The sequence below is a fragment of the Dolichospermum sp. UHCC 0406 genome, assembly GCF_009712025.1.
Lineage (GTDB): Bacteria > Cyanobacteriota > Cyanobacteriia > Cyanobacteriales > Nostocaceae > Dolichospermum > Dolichospermum lemmermannii.
Map to the genome: position 1 here is coordinate 38,338 of NZ_VILA01000022.1, position 19,850 is coordinate 58,187.

Here is a 19,850-nt window from a genome sequence, read left to right on the forward strand (position 1 = left end):
AAGTTAGATTTCAATTATTAAAATAGTTCAAGTTGCTGACTTTTAATTTTATATTTTTGTCGGGTTAAATTATATTTATCTACAATATGTTCTGGAATGGGAACTTTATCAAGATTACGAGGCTCAACTTTAATTGCTCCAGAACCATAGCTTTTGCCTACAAGTCTGAGATTTTGAATTGTCTCAGGATCATTTAAAGCCTCACAAAGATTAGCGATATATAGTTCATCATCATAAATAGGATAAATACACAAAAAACTTGTTAATGGAACAACACCAGCCTCATTTTTAATGAACCTAGAATTGCGTCTACCAAGATAAGCAAATAATATGGGTGGCACTTCTCTATGTTCCATCTTATACCACAATTTACGTTGTTTAATCAGGGGACGGTCAGGCAGACCTAATTTTTCACCTTCTTGAAGATAGTTAGCAACTGATTCAGGGATATTATCATTACTATTTATTGAAAGTAAAATTGTGGGACGATTATTTTCTTCTAATTTTTTGATATCTTCAATAGTTAATTTATCTCCTGTTACATCTTTTGTCCGTCCAATTGCGAGTTTAAGAAATTCTTTAGGAATTGCCAGTTCTTGTACCTGCTGTGTTGTTAAAAAAAAGAAATCATTCGCTCCTGTGGCAATACCACGGATCACTTTTGCAAAATCATTAAGATGATATTTAAAATCACAATTATTTTGTTCAGGTCTTGATAAACCTGTGGCTAATGCTTCTTTTAAATCTCGATTATTAATTTCCAGAGTTATATGATTTGTATCTTTAAAATCCGATTTAACAAAATTAAAAAGTTCCTCATTGGCTTCATTTGCCTTGATCCATTTAATTATCTGGACAGGTTCAGATTTCTTGATAAAAAAAATAATTGCATTGGTATCAACCTTTGGGAAAGGTGTCGCATTTTCATGAAATGTAGCAACGCATTCAAGACAATAATTTTTAGTAATCCATTGCCACAGTTTTTGAGCAAAAATCCCTTCACAAGTATCAGCAGGCATTATAAAAGCTAATCTTCCGTTTTTATCAAGTAAATTTAACGCCTGCACAAAAAAGTAAATATGATAACCTGCTCTACCATCAATTGTAAAACCTGTAATTTTTATAAAAAGCTCTTTTAGAAATTGTTTCATCTTTTCATCAATTCGGTGATGTCTGATGTAAGGTGGATTAGCTATAATTGCGTTAAACTTTTTCTGTGGAGGGTTTTTGATAAAATCACGTAATTCTACAAAGCAACTATTTTTTTGATAAATTTCATCTTCTAAAATATATTCATCTATATCAATCCCATAATAATTAATAGAGGGATTTATTTGTAATAAAGCATTTAAAAAAGCTCCTTTTCCAGTAGCAGGATCAAACACCAAATTTGTGTCTTTTGCTATATACGAAACCATTGCTTTTGTCACCCATTCTGGTGTCCAGAATTGACCTTTATCACGTAATTTTTCTCTTTCTTGCCAGTTATTAGGTAGTTTTTGGTGAATCATAATTTATTAAAGGTTATTGAGAATTTTTAAAGCATCTTCGTTAATCTGAAGTGAGCCTCCTACAAATTTTACATAAGGCAAAATATGTCCATTTTTATCTTCGATATAATTAGGTACTAAAGTGGGTCGCTCTGTTGAAATTCCTAGAGGATAAGCATAATGATAATAAAATTTATAAATGGCTTTTTTAGTTGTTGCTCCACCTGGAGCTTGAAAGGTCTGAATTGTTGGCTCAATTAAACCTTCTTTTACAAGGTGTTCAGCTTGATCAAGAGATAACCCGTAAGCTTTATCAAAAAAAACGTGCCAAATGTGGATAGGAATTTTATTTTCTATTTGCCATTTATGTAATGGAATCCGGTCTTCTTCTTTAATAATTACTGTTGGTAAAACAGCACTTTTGGACAATCCCATTTTACCTCCCAGTCTTTTCTGAGGTTTCATCTGTTTATTATAATCAGGCATTTTTTCGGCAACCCAAAGTGAATTTTCACATTCAACTGCTATAATTGATTTTTTAATCAGAGATTGCAGTTCATTTTCAACTATGAAAGGTAATTCTTCACTACCACCAATATCTTTTAAGAAACTATCAACATAGGATTTTTCTTCTATTTTAAAAATCAATAAATCAGGACGTTTTATTTTCCCAAGTCCAGCAGCTTCCAATCTTTCAAAGTAAAGTTCAAATGCCCTTACGTCATCTGTAGCGGCTGTTCCGCTTGGTCCATAAGGAATTGCATAAAACTGATTAGTCTCATTAATAGCATCAGTTAAGCGTTTTTCACTCCAAACACCTTGAGACCAACGCATCAAAAAATCACTGCCTCTTAAACGTCTTGGATTTAACCAAAAGTCAGCCCAACTAATTTCGTTTATATATTTTAATTCAAGTTCAATGTTTTCTTTCGATACTGATAAAATTTTTTCAAAAGGGTGCATTGATTATACCTTTAAGTCAAAAATTATGTTTACTGGATTTTACACTAAATCTTTGTTCATAAAAATTTAATCCAGTAGGAATATGATTATTACCATACTTTACTTGGTTGTGTAAATAACTTTCGTAAAATTTAGATAATTTTTTAGTATATATCCAGTACATTACCTCTGCTCCTTGGAATCGTAAAGAAATCCAACGTCCACCACGATACAAAGGTGTAGGTACTGCATTATTGAGATATGCACGACTCAGAAGTGTAGAATTAGGTTATGGTGGGAGAATTGGACTGCATTCACTTCCAACTGCGGAACGATTTTATGAAAACCAAAATATGCTCAATCTTGGTATTGATGAAGAATACGAGAATCTTACCTACTTTGAATATGGTATGTTACGACTACAATAATGATGAGCGAAATTATTATGAATAATAACCAAAATGTAGCTGAAGCTATTAATTTACTTTTTAACCCAACATCCCTTCAAGAAGCAATTCAAATTGAAGATGAAACCGACTGCGACGTGACAGCAGGATTAGATTGGGGTTTAGCAATTCCCGCTTTATTACAAAATCCGGGAATGTTTGGAAGAATGACACAGTTGCGCGTATCACTCAACCGGGAACTGCGGTTACTCATAAAAGAATGGAATTTGGGTATAGGGGAAAAAACAGCCTTAGAAGTAGCACAAAAATGCTTGATTCAAAGACTACAATTACCCCAACCTGTGGCTTTATCAGCACTGCAAGATATTTTAAAACAAGATGAATTATATAATGTTGAAGAATTTATATCTAATCGAGATTTATTAAAGTCGCTTTTGAGCATTGTATTATTAGCTAGTGATTGGGAAGAAATAGCTGTATCTGCTGCAAAGTCAGTACAAGAACAGATAATTTATCAAGTAGGAATTAATCAGATTTCTGCATAAAAATGAATTTCTTCCTTTGCGTCTTTGCTCCTTTGCACCTTTGCGCGAAACAAAAACACTAGTTCATTTACCTAAAAATAGCTATAAAAAGGTGCGTTTCTTAACGCACCCAAAAAAACATTAAGTATCAGTTTTCATCTTCCAACCTGGTTTCACAACCTGACGACTGCGTGCAATAACCAAAGAATCATCAGGGACATCTTCCGTTACCGTTGAACCTGCGGCTATGTAGACATCATTCCCCAGAGTAATAGGTGCAACTAAAACACTATTAGAACCGGTTTTGGTGCGATCGCCTATAATTGTTCTATGTTTCTTCACACCGTCATAATTAGCAGTAATTGTCCCCGCACCAACATTTACATGAGATCCGGCTGTCGTATCACCTAAATAGGAGAGATGTGATACATTAGTGCGATCGCCTAATTGGGTATTTTTCAACTCCACAAAATTACCAATTCGACAATTAGCACCCACCTTAGCATGACCACGTAAATGGGCATAGGGTCCAATTCGAGTTTGAGATTGAATAATACTATCTGTAACTACAGAATAGAGAACAGTAACATTTTCACCTAATTCACTATTTTCAATTAAACTCCCCGGACCAATGCGACTACCAGCTTGAATTATCGTTTTTCCGCGCAAATGAGTTTGCGGTTCAATAATCACATCTGGTTGTAATTCCACCGTTTCATCAATCGTAATACTGGTAGGATCTATTAGCGTTACACCTGCTAACAACCATTTTTCCTTAATCCGTCTTTGCAAAATATCGTTAGCTGTTGCTAATTGCAATCTATCATTAATTCCCAAAATTTCTTGGTAATCTTCCACATCTACAGCCATTACCTTACCAACCTGAGTGACAGCATCAGTTAAGTAATATTCTTTTTGGGCATTATTTGCTTCTAATTGAGGTAAAAACTTTGCTAAATCTGGCCAACGGAAACAGTAAATACCAGCATTCACGCGGTCATTTTCTCTTTGGGTAAGAGTGCAATCTTTGTCCTCAACTATTTTTTGGACAATACATTCACTGTTACGAAAAACTCGTCCGTAACCTTGAGGATTTGACAATTGTGCGGTGAGGATAGTACAAGAATTTTGATTTTCTTGGTGAGTTTGTAAGAGGTTGTTTAAAGTTTCCGTCCGTAATAAAGGGACATCACCATTTAAAATCAATAAATCCCCAGTGTAACCTTCTAAATGGGGAAGCAATTGTTGGATAGCATGACCTGTGCCTAATTGTACAGTCTGTTCCACAAACTCCACACCATGAATTGCATTCATAGCCGTTTTTACTTCTTGGGACTGATAGCCAACAATTACTAATCTGCGTGAAGGTAAAAGGGGTTCAGCACTTTCAATAACGCGTTCGACTAAAGATTTACCACCTAAAGAATGTAAAACTTTAGGCAGATTTGATTTCATTCTTGTGCCTTTTCCTGCCGCGAGAATTGCTACAACAACCATAGTTATATATCAGTAAATTTGCGATAAATGCTGTTTTGATTTGCTCCCTTCCAGGTCAAATCATATCAGTTAATCATCTGTAGTGGGAGTCTTCTGGAGATTTTAGATGAAAAAGAACCCATCCCACTGTTAGCGGGATAGTCTCAATTAATGAGAATACCTTAACAAGTAAGCGATGTATCCAAATTTCGATATTTCTTTTTCGGCACAAACTCGATATACTGACTTCAATCGGCATAAATTAAATATATGAACGTTGAAGAAGCATTACAAATTTTAGATACAGTTGTCTTTAATAAAGTTAACAGACACTTGAAAGATGTGGAGATAATTATCCTGAAAGGATCTTGGCAAGGTCTAAATTATGATGAAATTGCCAATAATGGAGGTTATACAGCCAAATATCTCCGCCAAGATGTAGGTTTCAAATTGTGGAAATTACTTTCAGAAGCATTAGGAGAAGAAGTTAATAAAACTAATTTTCGTGCAGCAGTTGAACGTTCGCATCTTAACAATAACAACATTCTACAAACAGAATTACATCAAAATATTTCTAATCCCATCAAAAATGAATTTTTACCAGAATACCCAAAAGGTTCAGTTCCTCTAAATTCTGTATTTTATATTCAACGCAATCTAATAGAAGAACGTTGTTATGATACAATTCTCCAGGCTGGTTCTCTAATTCGGATTAAAGCCCCAAATCAAATGGGTAAAACATCCCTACTTGATAGAATTATCGCTCACTCAAATCAGCAAGGTTATCACACAGTAAGATTAAATTTTTTGCAAGCAGAAGCAACTGTTTTTAATGATTTAGATAAATTTTTACGCTGGTTCTGTGCTTATGTTAGTCACAAATTAAAATTACCTTCTTTATTAAATGAATCTTGGGATGAATATAGAGGTAGCATTATTAATTGTACCACATATTTTGAAGATCACATTTTAGACAATATCAATAACAATTTAGTTTTGGCATTAGATGAAGTAGATAGAGTTTTTCAATATCCTGAAATTTCCCAAGGTTTTTTTGCCATGTTACGAAGTTGGCATGAAGAAGCTAAAACTGTAGATATTTGGGAAAAATTACGATTAGCTGTAGTCCATTCTACCGAAAATTATGGGTCATTAGATATCAATCAATCCCCCTTTAATGTTGGCTTAGTAGTGGAATTAACAGAATTTACCAAAGAACAAATAAAAGTTTTAGCCCACAATCATCAACTTGATTATAATCAAAATCAATTACAGCAATTAATGTCTCTAGTTGGGGGACATCCATATTTAATTAGATTGGCACTTTATCATCTAGCACTTGGGGATATAACTTTAGAAAATTTATTGCAAAATGCGCCAACAAATGCCGGAATTTACGAAGAACATTTGCGGCGATTTTTGCATACTTTTAAAATTAATCCTCATCTAACTCAGGCATTCCTAGAAGTAGTTACGGCTCAAAAACCTGTAAGCGTAGAAACAATTTCAGCATATCAACTTTACAGCATAGGATTAGTAAAGAGAATAGGAGATAAATTAACACCAAGTTGTCAGTTATATCAACAATATTTTCGAGAACATTTGCAGAATTAAAATCAATATTTGTATTCGTGAAATTTTTTCCTAACGTCTTCTATTTGCACAAGATAAAGGATAACGTTTGCCTCTCCAGGTAGTCCAACCGATAGCCCGACCTGATTTAACATTGTATCTTAAAAACCAGTTATCTTGTTCTTGACCTAAATAACGAATTGAGAGAGATGTTGAATTTGCAGAATGTTTTGCTAGTGACACCCATGCACTACCATTATCACTGAACTGTCCTACAACCTTAACACCTGATGTAGTCCTACAGACATCACCATCACACTGAGTTTGCGGGTCATCAACTACAAGCCACTGCATTTTGGCATTACGACCATCAATATTACAATCCCATGAGCCAAAATACCACTGAGTGACCACCTGTGAGGCATTAGTTGTACCAATGTTGGTGAACAATATTGAACTAACAGCCACAGTAAAAATGTTAGTTAATAAGCCTTTGGTAAGTAAGTTGTGAGTTTGACGTAATTTAATTAATGACATGAAATATCTCCAATATTTTATAGCAGTGAATATTTTATGAAAGTCAACTCTATTCATTAGATATTAGGAAAAAAAGTAGTTTTGATTGACGAACAAGATTACCCTACCGATAGAGAGGATTGAAAATCCTAAATGACGCATCCTGTGCAAATAAATCGCTACCATCTGAGCGTTCTACCCACAACTCAAAATTCTTGTGTCGGATGTAGTGTCCAGGAAAATTGAGAGATTCCAATGTCCAACGAGCATCATCACCAAAGAGTCCACCTTTAATGCAAAAAGTAGCATCTTCCCTAAAAAGCTGCTGATTGATCATCCTTGACAACAGCAGTCGGAAATTTTCGTGTCTCAAGAAATGACCTGGAAAGTTTACAGATTCAAATGAAGAGCATTTGCTATTTGCTAATCCCCGAACAATTTTGAAACTTGCGTCTTTTCTTCCGAGTTCGTTATTAATTGGCTCTATGTAGCCCAATAAATTTCTGTGGCGAATATAGCGATCAGGAAAGTTATACGAACGAAAGGACTGAACTTGACCGTACAAACTTTTATATTGGGCATAAACGGAAGATGATGATGTTAGCACAATCCCACAGACTGACAAACCTAAAGTTGAAATACTCAAGAATCTTTTTAGTAGGTTAAATTTCATGATTGTTCCAATTTCCTATTAATTTGAATTATGCTTTGAAGTTTGATATTGTTGGGTTTCCTTGCGTCAACCCAACCTACTTTTATGGGGCGCGGAATATTGTTCCATTAGCATTAACTATCCAAGGATTACCAGTAGCATCAACAGCAATTTCTACAGCTGCACCGGGAACTAGATCCCAATTTGAACCATTTCTAGAGAAGATTTCATAACCAGCACTGCCATTATTTGCACAACCTAATAACCACACTTTATCACCACCAATTGCAATTTTTTTGGCACAACCGGCAACTTGTTTCCAAGAATTACCAATTGTTATGGAGTATCCACCCCTACGAGAATTTGCGTAGCGATATATCTCTCCCTGTGCGTTCACTGCCCAAACAGTGTTGCGAGAGTCAACAGCTAAGTCTACAGCCGCACCAGGAATTAGATCCCAACCTGAACCATTCCAAGTAAAGATTTGATAACCACCATTTCCACCACTAGCACAACCTAAAACCCAAACTTTACCACCACCAGCCGCGATTTTTTTGGCACAACCGGGAACTGGTTGCCATGAGTTACCACTTCTTTGAAATATTGTGCCATTAGCATTAACTACCCAAGGAGTACCATCAGAATTAACAGCTATATCTGTGGCTGCACCTTCAACTAGCTCCCAATTTGAACCGTTTCTGGAAAAGATTTGATAACCACCACTGCCACCACTGGCACAACCTAAAACCCAAGTTATACCACCTCCAGATGCAATTTTTTTAGCACAACCGGGAACTTCTTGCCATTGTTGTCCGACGGGTTGGGCTGCGGGTTGAGGTGCTACTGCTACACCAGTTACTTCATATTCAACTACATAAATATTTCCTTCATCTGGGTTGTAAACAATTTTTGTTTTTACGCCACCAGCTTCAGATTCATTAACAGTTAAACGACCCAAAAAATCATCTCCACTACCACTGTCATATTCCCAGAAATTTACATCAATAACGTTAGAGAAATCAAGTTTGAGGTTAGGACGAACTACTTGACCTTTGCTAATATCATAGTCTTTTCCTGGTGCTGGCCAAACTGCTAAATCTCGCTTTGGTTGATTAGATAAACTTAAATAAAGATCGTCAGGATCTCCGCCACCAGCACTATCAATTGCTTGGGCTACGTCAGGAATAGCGGCTATTAGCTTACTGGCTTCGCTTAAATCGCCTGGGAGGGCTGTAGAAATCAGTGCTTGAGTCACAGCAGCAAGTGGTTTAAAAATGGCGTTGAGAACACCAGGACTAATACCAGTAGAGACAGATTTACATTCAATTGCTCTAATAATTAATTGAGCCGCTTGACTGGGACTACCGGAAGTTAAAATTGCTCCAAAAATTAATAATGTTACTAGGCTTTTGCTGATAAAGTTAGGTTTCATGATTTTTCTGTTGAGTTAAGATTTTTATGTGTTTTCTGCTTGTTAACTAAGATTATGTCCTTTAATTCAATCGCTGTCTATACCTAAAAAATCAGTAGTTAAATTGAGTAGTTTTAGTAAAGTCAGTAAATGTCATAAAAAGTCAGGTAAATCCCAAAATATGTGTTTTTTCTGGAGAAACCCTTTAAATTATATTCATTCATTGATAGCAAATTTCATCTCCATAAAATACACTAATAGCAGGCAAGATGCCTAAATTACTTAAATAGTATGACAAATTTCAACTACTACAAACTCGGAGGCAGTCTAGAATATCAGCATCCTACTTATGTGATTAGACAAGCTGATTCTGACCTCTATGAAGGCTTAAAAAACGGAGACTTGTGCTATATTTTAAACTCGCGGCAAATGGGTAAGTCGAGTCTGCGCGTACATACTATGAAACAGCTTAAAGAAGAAGGAATAAAATGTGCATCAGTTGATTTAACTAGAATTGGTAGTCATGTTACACCTTCTGAATGGTATGGAGGATTGGTTTCTGAGTTGTTGCGGGGTTTTGGTTTATCCAAAAAAGTGAATTTTGGGACTTGGTGGAGAGAACGGGAATTTTTACCACCTAAACAACGATTAAGTGAATTAATTGATGATGTACTATTAACAGAATTTCCTGGAAAAATTATTATTTTCATTGATGAAGTTGACAGTATTTTAAGGATAAGTTTTAAAGATGATTTTTTTGCCTTTATTCGTGCTTGTTATAATCAACGGGCAGATAATCCAGAATATCAACGGCTCACCTTTTGTTTATTAGGAGTAGCAACTCCCTCTAATTTAATTGCTGATAAAAATCGCACCCCTTTTAATATTGGTAGAGCTATCGAATTAAATGGATTTCAATTAAATGAAGTAGAATCCTTAATGCAAGGTTTAGAGGACATAGTTGCTAGACCAAAAACAATATTATCAGAGGTGTTAAAGTGGACTAGAGGACAACCATTTTTAACCCAAAAGCTTTGTCAATTAATTTGCACTTCTAATCATTCATTTCCAGCGTTTCAGGAAAAGGAGTATGTGGAAAAATTAGTCCAAATTCAAATTATTGAAAATTGGGAAGCACAGGATGAACCAGAACATTTAAAAACTATCCGTGATCGAATTTTACAAAGTTCAGAAAATCAAACTGGACGATTATTAGGACTATATCAACAAATATTAAACCATGGAGAAATAATTGCCGATGATAGTCCTGAACAAACTCAATTACGATTAACAGGATTAATTGTTAAACAACAGGGGAAATTGCGAATTTACAATTGTATTTATGCAGAAATATTTAATCAAATATGGCTTGATAAAGTATTAGCAAATATTCGACCTTACTCTCAAATGTTAAATATTTGGGTAAGTTCCAATTTTCAAGATGAATCGCGGTTATTACGTGGTCAAAGTTTACAAGATGCTCGTAATTGGGCAGCAGATAAAGGTTTAAGCGATTTAGATCGTAAATTCTTAGATGCTAGTCAGGAATTAGAAAAGCGAGATATTCAGAAAAAATTGCAAATAGAAGCAGAAGCATCTGGGATTTTAGCAACAGCAAATGATGTTTTATTAGTAGCTAATCAAAAAGCTAAAAAACGGATTCAAATAGGAGGAGGAGTATTAGTAATTAGCATAGTTATAGCGATGTCTACTGGAACTTTGGCAAATAGAATGATTAAGGATATACAATTAGAAAAAATCACATCTTTGAGTATATCTTCCCATGCTTTATTAAACTCAAATAGAGAACTTGATGCTTTAATTGCAGCCCTAAAAGCAGCTAGGCAATTAAAATTAGCAACTTGGGCAGATATTAACACTAAAGAATCTGTAAAATTAGCATTACAAAGAGCAGTTTATAAAGTCAGAGAACGAAATCGTTTAGAAGGACATAATGATGCTGTCAGAAGTGTAACTTTTAGCCCAAATGGAAAAATAATTGCTACTGCTAGTGAAGATAATACAGTTAGACTATGGAATATCAATGGCAAAGAAATCAGAAGATTTATTGATAATAATCAAATGTTTAGAAATGTTAAATTTAGTCCAGATAATAAAATAATTGCGGCTATAAGTGCAAATAATACTATCAAAATATGGCAAATAAATGGAGAAGAATTAATCACTTTAAAAGGACAAGATAACCAAGATAATTTCATGAATAGTCTTTGTTTTATTCCTGATAGTAAAATTATTGCTGCTGCTAGTCAAGACAATACTATTGAACTTTGGAGTATTGATGGACAAGGAATTAAAACTCTCAAAGGTCATAAATTTCCTATTTGGAGTATTAGTTGTAGTCTTAATAGCAAAAACATCATTACGGCTGATTTAGGGGGATTTATAATTATTTGGAGTGCAAATGGAGAAAAAATTAAAACCTGGAAAGCAGGTAATCAATCTATTTTTGATGTTAGTTTTAGTCCTGACGGAAAAACCATAGTTACTGCGGGAGGAGACACTACTATTAAACTTTGGAATTTAGATGGAAAAGAACTCAAAACTATTGGCAAACATGACAATTATGTTACTAGTGTTAGCTTTAGCTCCGATGGTCAGACGATCATTTCTGGTAGTGCTGACAACACAGTTAAATTGTGGAGTATTGAAGGTAAAGAATTGAAAACTCTCAAAGGGCATAATAATTCTGTTTTTAGTGTGAGTTTTAATCCCGATCATAAAATTATTGCCTCTGCGAGCGCTGACAATACAATTAAACTTTGGAATCTTGATCAAGAACCCAAAACTTTAATTGGACATTCTGACTCTCTTTGGGCTATTAATTTTAGTCCCGATGGTAAAATCATTGCTTCAGCAGGAGATGATAAAACTATTCAGCTTTGGAGTATTGATGGTCAAAAACTCAAATCTATTAGTCCCAACAGTAATCTTGATTGGAATCGGATTTGGAACATTACCTTTAGTCCCGATGGTAATACAATTGCCACTGTAGGTTTTGATCAAACGGTTAAGATTTGGAGTCTTGATGGTGAAAACATTAAAACCTTTCAAGGACACAAAGATCAAGTTATTGATGTCAACTTTAGTCCTAACGGTAAAATTCTGGCAACTGCTAGTTATGATGGTACAGTCAAACTATGGGATATAAATAATCAAGAACTGAGAACTTTGATAGGAAATGGTGGTAGGGTTCGTAGTGTTAATTTTAGTCCTGATGGCATGATGATTGCTTCTGGTCATCATGACGGGACAATAAAACTTTGGAACTTAGAAGGAAAAAACCTGAGAACTTTCAAAGGACATAATAGTTATATCACTAATGTTCGTTTCAGTCCTGATGGTAAAATAATTGCCTCTAGTAGTCAGGATAAAACGATTAAACTCTGGAGTTTAGAAGGTCAGGAAATCAAAACTTTCAAAGGTCATACTGCGGGAGTTACTAAATTTAGCTTTAGTCCTGATAGCAAAATTATAGTTTCTGCTAGTTCTGATGGCACAATCCGACTTTGGAATGTGGAAAATGGTCAGGAAATCAAAACTATTGAAGGACATGGTTATGCTTTTTTGAATGTTAGCTTCAGTCCTGATGGCAAAAAAATTGCTTCGGTGAGTGATGATGGACTTGTGGAAATCTGGAATGCCGAAACTCTCGATTTTGATCATCTAATTGATCGGGGTTGTAACTGGTTAGATAATTATCTCAAAAACAATTCCCAAGTGAGCAATACTGATAAAAATATTTGCAATTAAAAATAAGGATTTATTTATGAATCGTCGTCAATTTTTAACTTGGTTTGGAGTTGGTTTCGCTGCTAATTTATTATTTTCTTATGAAGCTGTTGCTAAGTTGGTTAAGTTCAAAAAAAACCGTCAAAAAATTAATCGCAACACTCCTCAAAAAACTACTTTTTATATCCAGGGTAGAAACCTATATGATCAGCTTGGCAACAAAGTCATTCTGCGCGGAGTTAACAAAATGTCGGTATGGGATGGAGAAGATCCCACTGGCAGTATTTCTTTCCCAGAAATTCGCAAAACGGGGGCAAATACAGTCAGAATTGTTTGGGCTATCACAACTCAACAAAGGACAACAGATATTAATGTCCTGGATCAACTGATTAATAATGCCATAAATAATCAACTTATTCCCATGATTGAGTTACATGATGCGACAGGAGAATGGAATCGTCTTCAGACATTGGTTGATTACTGGGTTCAGCCTAATGTTGTCAATTTAATCCAGAAATATCAACAATATCTATTAGTTAATATTGCCAATGAAGCAGGAAATGATCAGGTGAATGAAGCTCAATTTATTGATGGTTATACAACAGCTATTCAATCTATGCGAGCCGCAGGAATTCGTACTCCTTTAGTAATAGATGCTCCCGACTGGGGTAAAAATCTCGGCATCCTCGATGCTACTGCATCTACTTTACTCAAAACTGACCCAGACAACAATTTACTGTTTTCAGTTCACCTTTATTGGGGTATATCTAATGGTGCTGATGCTAACTTTGTGCGATCGCAATTGCAAAAGTCAGTTAATCTAGGTTATCCCCTAATCGTCGGCGAATTCTCCAAATTTGGAGCTTATGCTGGTGAAAATAAAAGTGGATGTAGTCCAGATGGAGAAATTGACTACAAAACCATCTTAGAAGAATGTCACAAACACGAAATTGGCTGGTATGCCTGGGAATGGGGGCCTGGCAACGGTTATAATGATCCTCTTTGTGCTACTATGGACATGACTCCTGATCGTTTGTTCCAGAATCTCAAGCCAGGATGGGCAACTGAAGTAGCAATTTCCAGCCCTTATAGTATCAAAAATACCTCTGTTACACCTGCAATGATGACTTCCAGGATTTAGGCCGATTCCCAGCAGAGTCTCTTCAATCCCTATCTTCGCCATCTTTTGCGCCATTGTGAACTTGATTCCAAAGTAGAGACTTGAATTTCCTCTTGTCGTCTTTTGAGTATCATTGCCGCGGTATCACTTAAACTAGGATCTCGATAAGGAATAGCAGCACGAGTTCGTAAATGTTCTGCTTCAGCTTGGGAAAGAGGCGGTAAAGAGGATATAGTTGATTCCTCACCATGTTTGGGATGTCCAGCAATAGTCCCTGGAGTCCGTCTTCCTATCGGTGGAGTAGAACTGACAACCAAACCCGCAGCTAACAATGCAGTCCTTACAGCCGCAGCACAGGAATAAGTAGCCAGCAACCCATTTTGATGCAAGCATTCTGATACTTTTTGGATAAATTCCACTGTCCATAATTGTGGACATTGCGGAGGTGAAAAGGGATCAAGAAAAATTGCATCTGCTTGAAAACCTGATTCATGTACTTGTACAATTAAGCTTCTAGCATCACCAATTAGTAAAGTAGCTTGCAAATAATCTATGTGGATTTGATGTGCAAACGCTATTTGAGTTAAAATTTTTATATATTTGTCGTCCCAACCATTAAATAACTGATGGTTAATTGCCGCCTGGGGGACAATGGGATTTAGTTCTAAGCCAATCACTTCCACACGGCAACGAGGATTTACTTGCCAAATTGTCTGTAAAGCTGCCGCTGTATTGTATCCTAGACCATAACAAACATCTAGCAGCCGCACAAATCCCGTTTCGGCTAATATTGGTAATCGAGTCGGAACAGCAAACTTCAAGAAACTCTCTTGTTTTGCTCCATAGTGACTATGAAAGGCTTCATTAAACTCTGTGGAAAAAAAGGTAAAAGAACCATCTTGCGTTTGTTGGGGTGTAAACATTTTAGGAGTCAGGAGTTCAGGAGTCAGGAGTCAGGAGTCAGGAGTCAGGAGTCAGGAGTCAGGAGTCAGGAGGAAGAAGAAAGAAGAAAGAAGAATAGTTTTCACCAATTACCAATTACCAATTACCAATTACCAGTTACCCATGAATAATCAATTTATTGTTTCTCCACAATGGCTGTTGGAAAATCTCAATAATTCTCAAGTTGTGATTGTTGATTGTCGGTTTTCTTTAGCTGATGCCGAATTAGGAAAAAAACAGTATCAAGCTAATCATATCCCAGGCTCTTATTATTTAGACTTAAATCAAGATTTATCTAGTCCTGTGCAAGAACATGGTGGCAGGCATCCTTTACCAAATACCACAGAGTTAGCCGAAAAATTATCAGCAATTGGGGTAAATTCTCAAAAAACTTTAGTAGTAGCTTATGATGATTCTCGCTTGGCTTTTGCATCTCGTTTATGGTGGTTATTGCGGTATTTAGGACATGAACAAGTAGCTGTTTTAGATGGTGGCTTTAACCGTTGGCAAAAAGCAGGTTATACTGTTACAGATATAATTCCTACTGCTGCAAGAGGCATATTTATTCCCCAAATCCAAGAGGATAAAGTTGTAGATTTTACTTATGTAAAAAATCACAAAGATAGTCCAGATGTAGTTTTAGTAGACTCCAGAGAAGGAGAACGCTATCGTGGAGAAAAAGAACCAATTGATAAAATTGCTGGACATATTCCCGGTGCTGTTAATTATCCTTGGCAAGAAATAACTGATACTTTTGGTTGCCTACTTCCTCCGTCAGAACAATCTCAACACTGGCAAAATATAGATACAAATAAAGAAATTTTAGTTTATTGTGGTTCTGGTGTGACGGCTTGTGTAAATTTACTTTCTTTAGCTATAGCTGGAATTCCCACCGCTAAACTTTACGCTGGTAGTTGGAGTGATTGGATTAGTTATTAGTCAGTTGTTAGTAGGGGCGAAGCATTTGGAAGATAAATTATCGGTCATTGCCAAAAATAGTTCTCCAAATGCTTCGCCCGTACAGTTGTTAGTAGGGGCGAAGCATTTGGAAGATAAATTATCGGTCATTGCCAAAAATAGTTCTCCAAATGCTTCGCCCGTACAGTTGTTAGTAGGGGCGAAGCATTTGGAAGATAAATTATCGGTCATTGCCAAAAATAGTTCTCCAAATGCTTCGCCCGTACAGTTGTTAGTTGTTAGTTGTTAGTTACGTTAGATTAAATCTAGGCAACTTGACTATATATAGTTGAATAGTCTATTTTTAGTGAAAAAAGTAGAAATTTATGACTTTTGATTACGACCTGTTTGTGATTGGTGCTGGTTCTGGGGGTTTGGCTGCTTCTAAACGGGCGGCTAGTTATGGTGCAAAAGTGGCGATCGCCGAATATGATTTAGTTGGTGGTACTTGCGTAATTCGCGGTTGTGTCCCCAAAAAACTCATGGTTTATGGTTCTCACTTTCGGGCTCAATTCCAAGAAGCCGCAGGTTATGGTTGGACAGTGGGAGACGTAAAATTTGACTGGGAACATTTTATTACATCCATAGATAACGAAGTTAACAGACTTTCCAAACTTCACATCAGCTTTTTAGAAAAAGCCGGAGTAGAACTAATTTCCGGTCGTGCTAGTTTTGTAGACCCCCACACAGTCGAAGTGAATGGTAAACAATATACAGCCGCGAAAATTTTAATTGCTGTCGGTGGTCGTCCCATTAAACCAGAGATTCCAGGTATAGAACACGGTATTACCTCCAATGAAATCTTTCACCTGAAAACCCAACCCAAACATATCGCTATCATTGGTTCTGGTTATATTGGTAGTGAATTTGCTTGTATCATGGGCGGTTTAGGTTCAGAAGTCACGCAAATTATCCGCAAAGAGCAAATTTTGAACGGTTTTGACCAAGATATCCGCACCAGTATCCAAGAAGGAATGACGAATCATGGTATTCGTATTATCCAAAATACTGAAGTGACAGCAATAGAAAAAGTAGACGCAGGACTGAAATTAACCTTATCGGGAGAAAATCAAGAACCCATTATTGCTGATGTATTTTTAGTAGCCACCGGTCGCAGTCCCAACATAGAGGGGTTAGGCTTAGAAAATGCCCAACTTGACTGTGTTCCCAGTTCTGAAGAAGAACCAGGATACAGCACCTCAAATGCAATTTCCGTCAATGAATATAGTCAAACTTGCCAACCCCATATTTATGCTGTTGGTGATGTCACAGACCGCTTAAATTTAACACCCGTGGCTATTGGTGAAGGACGTGCTTTTGCTGACAGCGAATTTGGCAACAATCGTCGCGAATTCAGTCACGAAACCGTTGCTACAGCCGTATTTACCACCCCAGAAGCGGCTACAGTGGGTTTGACAGAAGCCCAAGCTAGGGACAAATTCGGTGATGATAATATCAAAATTTATCGAACTAGCTTCCGCCCCATGTACTACACTTTACCGGGTAAGCAAGAAAAAACCATGATGAAGTTGATAGTAGATACTAACACTGATAAGATTTTAGGCGCTCACATGGTGGGAGATAGTGCCGCAGAAATTATTCAAGGTGTCGCTATTGCTGTGAAAATGGGGGCAACCAAAGCTGATTTTGATGCCACTGTAGGTATTCATCCCTCAGCAGCAGAGGAATTTGTCACCATGCGATAATTGTATTTGGTAGGGGTTTAGCAGTGCTAAACCCCTAAAATTGTGATAGGTTTAGTTTGCATATATTTCATCAAAGTGAATGATCAAGTTTATAGACTTATTTAGTGGTACAGGTGGATTTAGATTAGCAATTGAAAGGATTTGTCATAATTATAAAATTCCATGCCAATGTGTTTTTTCTAGTGACATTGATATAAATGCCCAAAAAATATATTTAGAAAATTTTGGAGAAACACCCATAGGAGATATTACAAAAATTGATGAAAATGATATTCCTGACCATGATATACTATTAGGTGGTTTTCCTTGTCAACCTTTTAGCATTTGTGGAGAACTGAAAGGATTTGAAGATACTAGAGGAACATTATTTTTTGATATTGCCAGAATTATTAAAAATAAACAACCTTCAGCTTTTATATTAGAAAATGTCAAACAACTAAAAGGACATCAACAAGGGCAAACATTACAAATAATTATTAATACATTAAAAGATTTAGGATATTATACAGATTATCAAATTCTTAATGCTGTTAATTTTGGTTTACCGCAAAAACGAGAAAGGATTTTGATAGTCGGGTTAAAAAATCAAACTCATCATCATAATTTTAATTGGCCATTAATCAAAATGCCTATGCAGCCTTTATCAGAAATATTAGAAAAATCTGTTTCTGACTTTTATTACGCTTCGGACAAAATTAGACAAAATCGTTTAGAAAAAGTCAAGCTTAATCAAAAATATGATCAACCAACAATATGGCATGAAAATAAATCTGGTAATATCAGTGTATATCCTTATTCCTGTGCATTGAGAGCAGGAGCATCTTATAATTATTTATTAGTCAATGGAGAAAGAAGATTAACAGAAAGAGAAATGTTAAGATTGCAAGGTTTTCCAGAATCTTATAAAATAGTAGGAAGTTATCAAACCATGCGAAAATTAACTGGTAATGCCATCGCTATTCCTTGTGTTGCTACTGTGATTGATTCTGTAATTAATGCAATATTAGTAAATCTGAATGTTAAAAAAATTTCTCGTTCCTCGTTCCCATACTCTGTATGGGAATGAATTATAGAAGGCTCTGCCTTCATTTTCCATAACAGTAGAGGCAGAGCCTCTGTGATAGTATTCCCAGTCAGAGACTGGGAACAAGGTATATAATCACCAATCACCAATCACCAATAACAAATGCTTAAATTTATCCGTTCCGATTTATCCAAACTTAACGCTTATAAAGCTCATCCTGGTAGTGATAATGCCGAACCAGTCGCTATTCAATTTGACCGATTAGATACTAATGAAAGTCCCTTAGATTTACCACCAGAAATCAAAGAAAAATTAGCTTGGACTTATGAAAAACTTATTGAAACTAATCGTTATCCTGATGGTGGCCATGAAACTTTAAAAAATGCCATTTCCCAATATGTCAACGAATCGGCAAATCTGGCAAATTCAACTTTCACCGCTGATAATATTTCCGTTGGTAATGGTTCAGATGAATTAATTAGATCCCTATTAATTGCCACCTGTTTAGGAGGAGAAGGTGCTATATTAGTTGCCAATCCTACCTTTTCCATGTATGGAATTTTGGCGCAGACTTTGGGCATTCCTGTGGTTACAGTCGGGAGAAATCAAAGCAATTTTGAAACTGATTTAGAAGCAGCTAAATCTGCCATTGCCCAAACACAAAATCCCCCTATTCGCGTCGTTTTTGTCGTTCACCCCAATTCCCCCACAGCTAATTGTTTAACAACAGCAGAAATAGAATGGTTAAAAAGTTTACCAGAAGAAATTTTAGTAGTTATTGATGAAGCTTACTTTGAATTTAGTCAAACTACTTTAGCTGCGGAATTATTACAACATCCTAATTGGATAATATTACGGACTTTTTCCAAAGCCTTTCGTCTTGCCGCCATGCGTGTAGGTTATTGTATCGCACATCCAGATGCGATCGCTATTTTAGAAAAAGTCCGTCTTCCTTACAATCTTCCCAGCTTTTCCATCGCTGCTGCCCTCATAGCTTTAGAAAATCGGCAACTTTTACTAGAGTCAATTCCCCAAACCCTGAGTGAAAGAACCAAAATGATCACAGCTTTATCAACACACCCGAATCTAGAAATTACACCCAGCACCACCAACTTTATTTACTTGCGTGTTAAAACTGATGATGCTCACTCACTAGTTACAATTTTAACAAATCTTAACCAAAAACTCAGAAGTCAGGGGACTCTGATTAGACTTCTACCCAATGGCTTACGAATCACTATCGGCACACCAGCAGAAAACACGCGCACAACAGAGCGAATACAAATTGCTTTACATGAATAGGGAATAATTATTCTCCATTAATTATCAAGATCAATACCTATGCGGCGAACTATTATTGC

16 protein-coding genes and 1 pseudogene are annotated in these 19,850 nt (G+C 36.1%); 10 read left to right on the forward strand and 7 right to left on the reverse strand.

The features are described from left to right. Positions 1-17 precede the first annotated feature (17 nt). Together FJR09_RS19035 and FJR09_RS19040 are read right to left on the reverse strand one after the other, a co-directional pair. Positions 18-1,511, reverse strand: a complete 1,494-nt coding sequence (locus FJR09_RS19035) for an Eco57I restriction-modification methylase domain-containing protein (RefSeq protein ID WP_015079697.1) — start codon at positions 1,509-1,511, stop codon at positions 18-20. Positions 1,512-1,517: 6 nt separating this feature from the next. Continuing rightward, positions 1,518-2,453 (reverse strand): AccI family restriction endonuclease, encoded by a 936-nt coding sequence (locus FJR09_RS19040; protein WP_168653884.1) that lies wholly within the window; start codon positions 2,451-2,453, stop codon positions 1,518-1,520. 143 nt (positions 2,454-2,596) lie between these two features. On the opposite strand from FJR09_RS19040, the pseudogene FJR09_RS19045 reads away from it, so the two are divergent. Both FJR09_RS19045 and FJR09_RS19050 read left to right on the forward strand, forming a co-directional pair. Beyond that, a pseudogene (locus tag FJR09_RS19045) lies at positions 2,597-2,860 on the forward strand (GNAT family N-acetyltransferase); the annotation flags it as partial. Positions 2,861-2,877: 17 nt separating this feature from the next. After that, positions 2,878-3,384: a hypothetical protein gene (locus FJR09_RS19050; protein WP_168653885.1), complete on the forward strand. Its 507-nt coding sequence runs from the start codon at positions 2,878-2,880 to the stop codon at positions 3,382-3,384. 120 nt (positions 3,385-3,504) lie between these two features. On the opposite strand, the gene glmU is transcribed toward FJR09_RS19050, so the two are convergent. Continuing rightward, on the reverse strand, positions 3,505-4,860 hold the full coding sequence (gene glmU / locus FJR09_RS19055) for a bifunctional UDP-N-acetylglucosamine diphosphorylase/glucosamine-1-phosphate N-acetyltransferase GlmU (protein ID WP_168653886.1): 1,356 nt from the start codon (positions 4,858-4,860) through the stop codon (positions 3,505-3,507). A gap of 249 nt (positions 4,861-5,109) precedes the next feature. Here glmU and FJR09_RS19060 point away from each other — a divergent pair, with 249 nt between their 5' ends. Then, positions 5,110-6,453 carry an AAA-like domain-containing protein gene (locus FJR09_RS19060; protein WP_168653887.1) on the forward strand — a complete coding sequence of 448 codons (1,344 nt, stop codon included), beginning with the start codon at positions 5,110-5,112 and terminating at the stop codon, positions 6,451-6,453. Positions 6,454-6,483: 30 nt separating this feature from the next. Here FJR09_RS19060 and FJR09_RS19065 read toward each other — a convergent pair whose 3' ends face one another. From FJR09_RS19065 to FJR09_RS19075, 3 genes are all read right to left on the reverse strand, one after another. Beyond that, entirely contained in the window at positions 6,484-6,948 is a 465-nt protein-coding gene (locus tag FJR09_RS19065; RefSeq protein ID WP_015079704.1) for a DUF6006 family protein, read from the reverse strand. A gap of 103 nt (positions 6,949-7,051) precedes the next feature. Then, positions 7,052-7,600 (reverse strand): AbfB domain-containing protein, encoded by a 549-nt coding sequence (locus tag FJR09_RS19070; protein WP_015079705.1) that lies wholly within the window; start codon positions 7,598-7,600, stop codon positions 7,052-7,054. 82 nt (positions 7,601-7,682) lie between these two features. After that, positions 7,683-9,011, reverse strand: a complete 1,329-nt coding sequence (locus FJR09_RS19075; RefSeq protein ID WP_015079706.1) for a tectonin domain-containing protein — start codon at positions 9,009-9,011, stop codon at positions 7,683-7,685. Between the two features lie 270 nt (positions 9,012-9,281). Between FJR09_RS19075 and FJR09_RS19080 the strand changes: the two genes are divergently transcribed. Together FJR09_RS19080 and FJR09_RS19085 are read left to right on the forward strand one after the other, a co-directional pair. Further along, complete coding sequence (locus FJR09_RS19080) at positions 9,282-12,761, forward strand: AAA-like domain-containing protein (RefSeq protein WP_168653888.1); 3,480 nt, start codon at positions 9,282-9,284, stop codon at positions 12,759-12,761. 16 nt (positions 12,762-12,777) lie between these two features. Next, complete coding sequence (locus FJR09_RS19085) at positions 12,778-13,881, forward strand: cellulase family glycosylhydrolase (RefSeq protein WP_015079709.1); 1,104 nt, start codon at positions 12,778-12,780, stop codon at positions 13,879-13,881. Between the two features lie 29 nt (positions 13,882-13,910). On the opposite strand, the gene FJR09_RS19090 is transcribed toward FJR09_RS19085, so the two are convergent. Beyond that, positions 13,911-14,783: a tRNA (5-methylaminomethyl-2-thiouridine)(34)-methyltransferase MnmD gene (locus FJR09_RS19090; protein ID WP_015079710.1), complete on the reverse strand. Its 873-nt coding sequence runs from the start codon at positions 14,781-14,783 to the stop codon at positions 13,911-13,913. Positions 14,784-14,925: 142 nt separating this feature from the next. Here FJR09_RS19090 and FJR09_RS19095 point away from each other — a divergent pair, with 142 nt between their 5' ends. From FJR09_RS19095 to FJR09_RS19115, 5 genes are all read left to right on the forward strand, one after another. Further along, positions 14,926-15,741, forward strand: coding sequence for a sulfurtransferase (locus tag FJR09_RS19095; RefSeq protein ID WP_015079711.1), 816 nt, complete (start codon positions 14,926-14,928; stop codon positions 15,739-15,741). A 4-nt stretch (positions 15,742-15,745) separates the two neighbouring features. Next, a complete protein-coding gene (locus tag FJR09_RS19100) occupies positions 15,746-16,009 on the forward strand; it encodes a hypothetical protein (RefSeq protein WP_254433157.1) in 264 nt (87 codons plus the stop codon). A gap of 76 nt (positions 16,010-16,085) precedes the next feature. Next, entirely contained in the window at positions 16,086-17,465 is a 1,380-nt protein-coding gene (gene gor / locus FJR09_RS19105) for a glutathione-disulfide reductase (RefSeq protein ID WP_168652391.1), read from the forward strand. 79 nt (positions 17,466-17,544) lie between these two features. Next, positions 17,545-18,531 carry a DNA (cytosine-5-)-methyltransferase gene (gene dcm, locus FJR09_RS19110; protein ID WP_015079714.1) on the forward strand — a complete coding sequence of 329 codons (987 nt, stop codon included), beginning with the start codon at positions 17,545-17,547 and terminating at the stop codon, positions 18,529-18,531. 120 nt (positions 18,532-18,651) lie between these two features. Then, on the forward strand, positions 18,652-19,791 hold the full coding sequence (locus FJR09_RS19115) for a histidinol-phosphate transaminase (protein WP_015079715.1): 1,140 nt from the start codon (positions 18,652-18,654) through the stop codon (positions 19,789-19,791). Positions 19,792-19,850: the final 59 nt, after the last annotated feature.

Excerpts from the sequence above, each read along its gene's own strand:
- FJR09_RS19080 (WP_168653888.1), top strand. The coding sequence starts at position 9,282 with ATGACAAATTTCAACTACTACAAACTCGGAGGCAGTCTAGAATATCAG.
- FJR09_RS19070 (WP_015079705.1), bottom strand. The coding sequence starts at position 7,600 with ATGAAATTTAACCTACTAAAAAGATTCTTGAGTATTTCAACTTTAGGT.
- FJR09_RS19050 (WP_168653885.1), top strand. The coding sequence starts at position 2,878 with ATGAATAATAACCAAAATGTAGCTGAAGCTATTAATTTACTTTTTAAC.
- FJR09_RS19075 (WP_015079706.1), bottom strand. The coding sequence starts at position 9,011 with ATGAAACCTAACTTTATCAGCAAAAGCCTAGTAACATTATTAATTTTT.
- FJR09_RS19035 (WP_015079697.1), bottom strand. The coding sequence starts at position 1,511 with ATGATTCACCAAAAACTACCTAATAACTGGCAAGAAAGAGAAAAATTA.
- FJR09_RS19095 (WP_015079711.1), top strand. The coding sequence starts at position 14,926 with ATGAATAATCAATTTATTGTTTCTCCACAATGGCTGTTGGAAAATCTC.
- dcm (WP_015079714.1), top strand. The coding sequence starts at position 17,545 with ATGATCAAGTTTATAGACTTATTTAGTGGTACAGGTGGATTTAGATTA.
- FJR09_RS19060 (WP_168653887.1), top strand. The coding sequence starts at position 5,110 with ATGAACGTTGAAGAAGCATTACAAATTTTAGATACAGTTGTCTTTAAT.
- FJR09_RS19085 (WP_015079709.1), top strand. The coding sequence starts at position 12,778 with ATGAATCGTCGTCAATTTTTAACTTGGTTTGGAGTTGGTTTCGCTGCT.
- FJR09_RS19065 (WP_015079704.1), bottom strand. The coding sequence starts at position 6,948 with ATGTCATTAATTAAATTACGTCAAACTCACAACTTACTTACCAAAGGC.
- gor (WP_168652391.1), top strand. The coding sequence starts at position 16,086 with ATGACTTTTGATTACGACCTGTTTGTGATTGGTGCTGGTTCTGGGGGT.
- glmU (WP_168653886.1), bottom strand. The coding sequence starts at position 4,860 with ATGGTTGTTGTAGCAATTCTCGCGGCAGGAAAAGGCACAAGAATGAAA.
- FJR09_RS19115 (WP_015079715.1), top strand. The coding sequence starts at position 18,652 with ATGCTTAAATTTATCCGTTCCGATTTATCCAAACTTAACGCTTATAAA.
- FJR09_RS19090 (WP_015079710.1), bottom strand. The coding sequence starts at position 14,783 with ATGTTTACACCCCAACAAACGCAAGATGGTTCTTTTACCTTTTTTTCC.
- FJR09_RS19040 (WP_168653884.1), bottom strand. The coding sequence starts at position 2,453 with ATGCACCCTTTTGAAAAAATTTTATCAGTATCGAAAGAAAACATTGAA.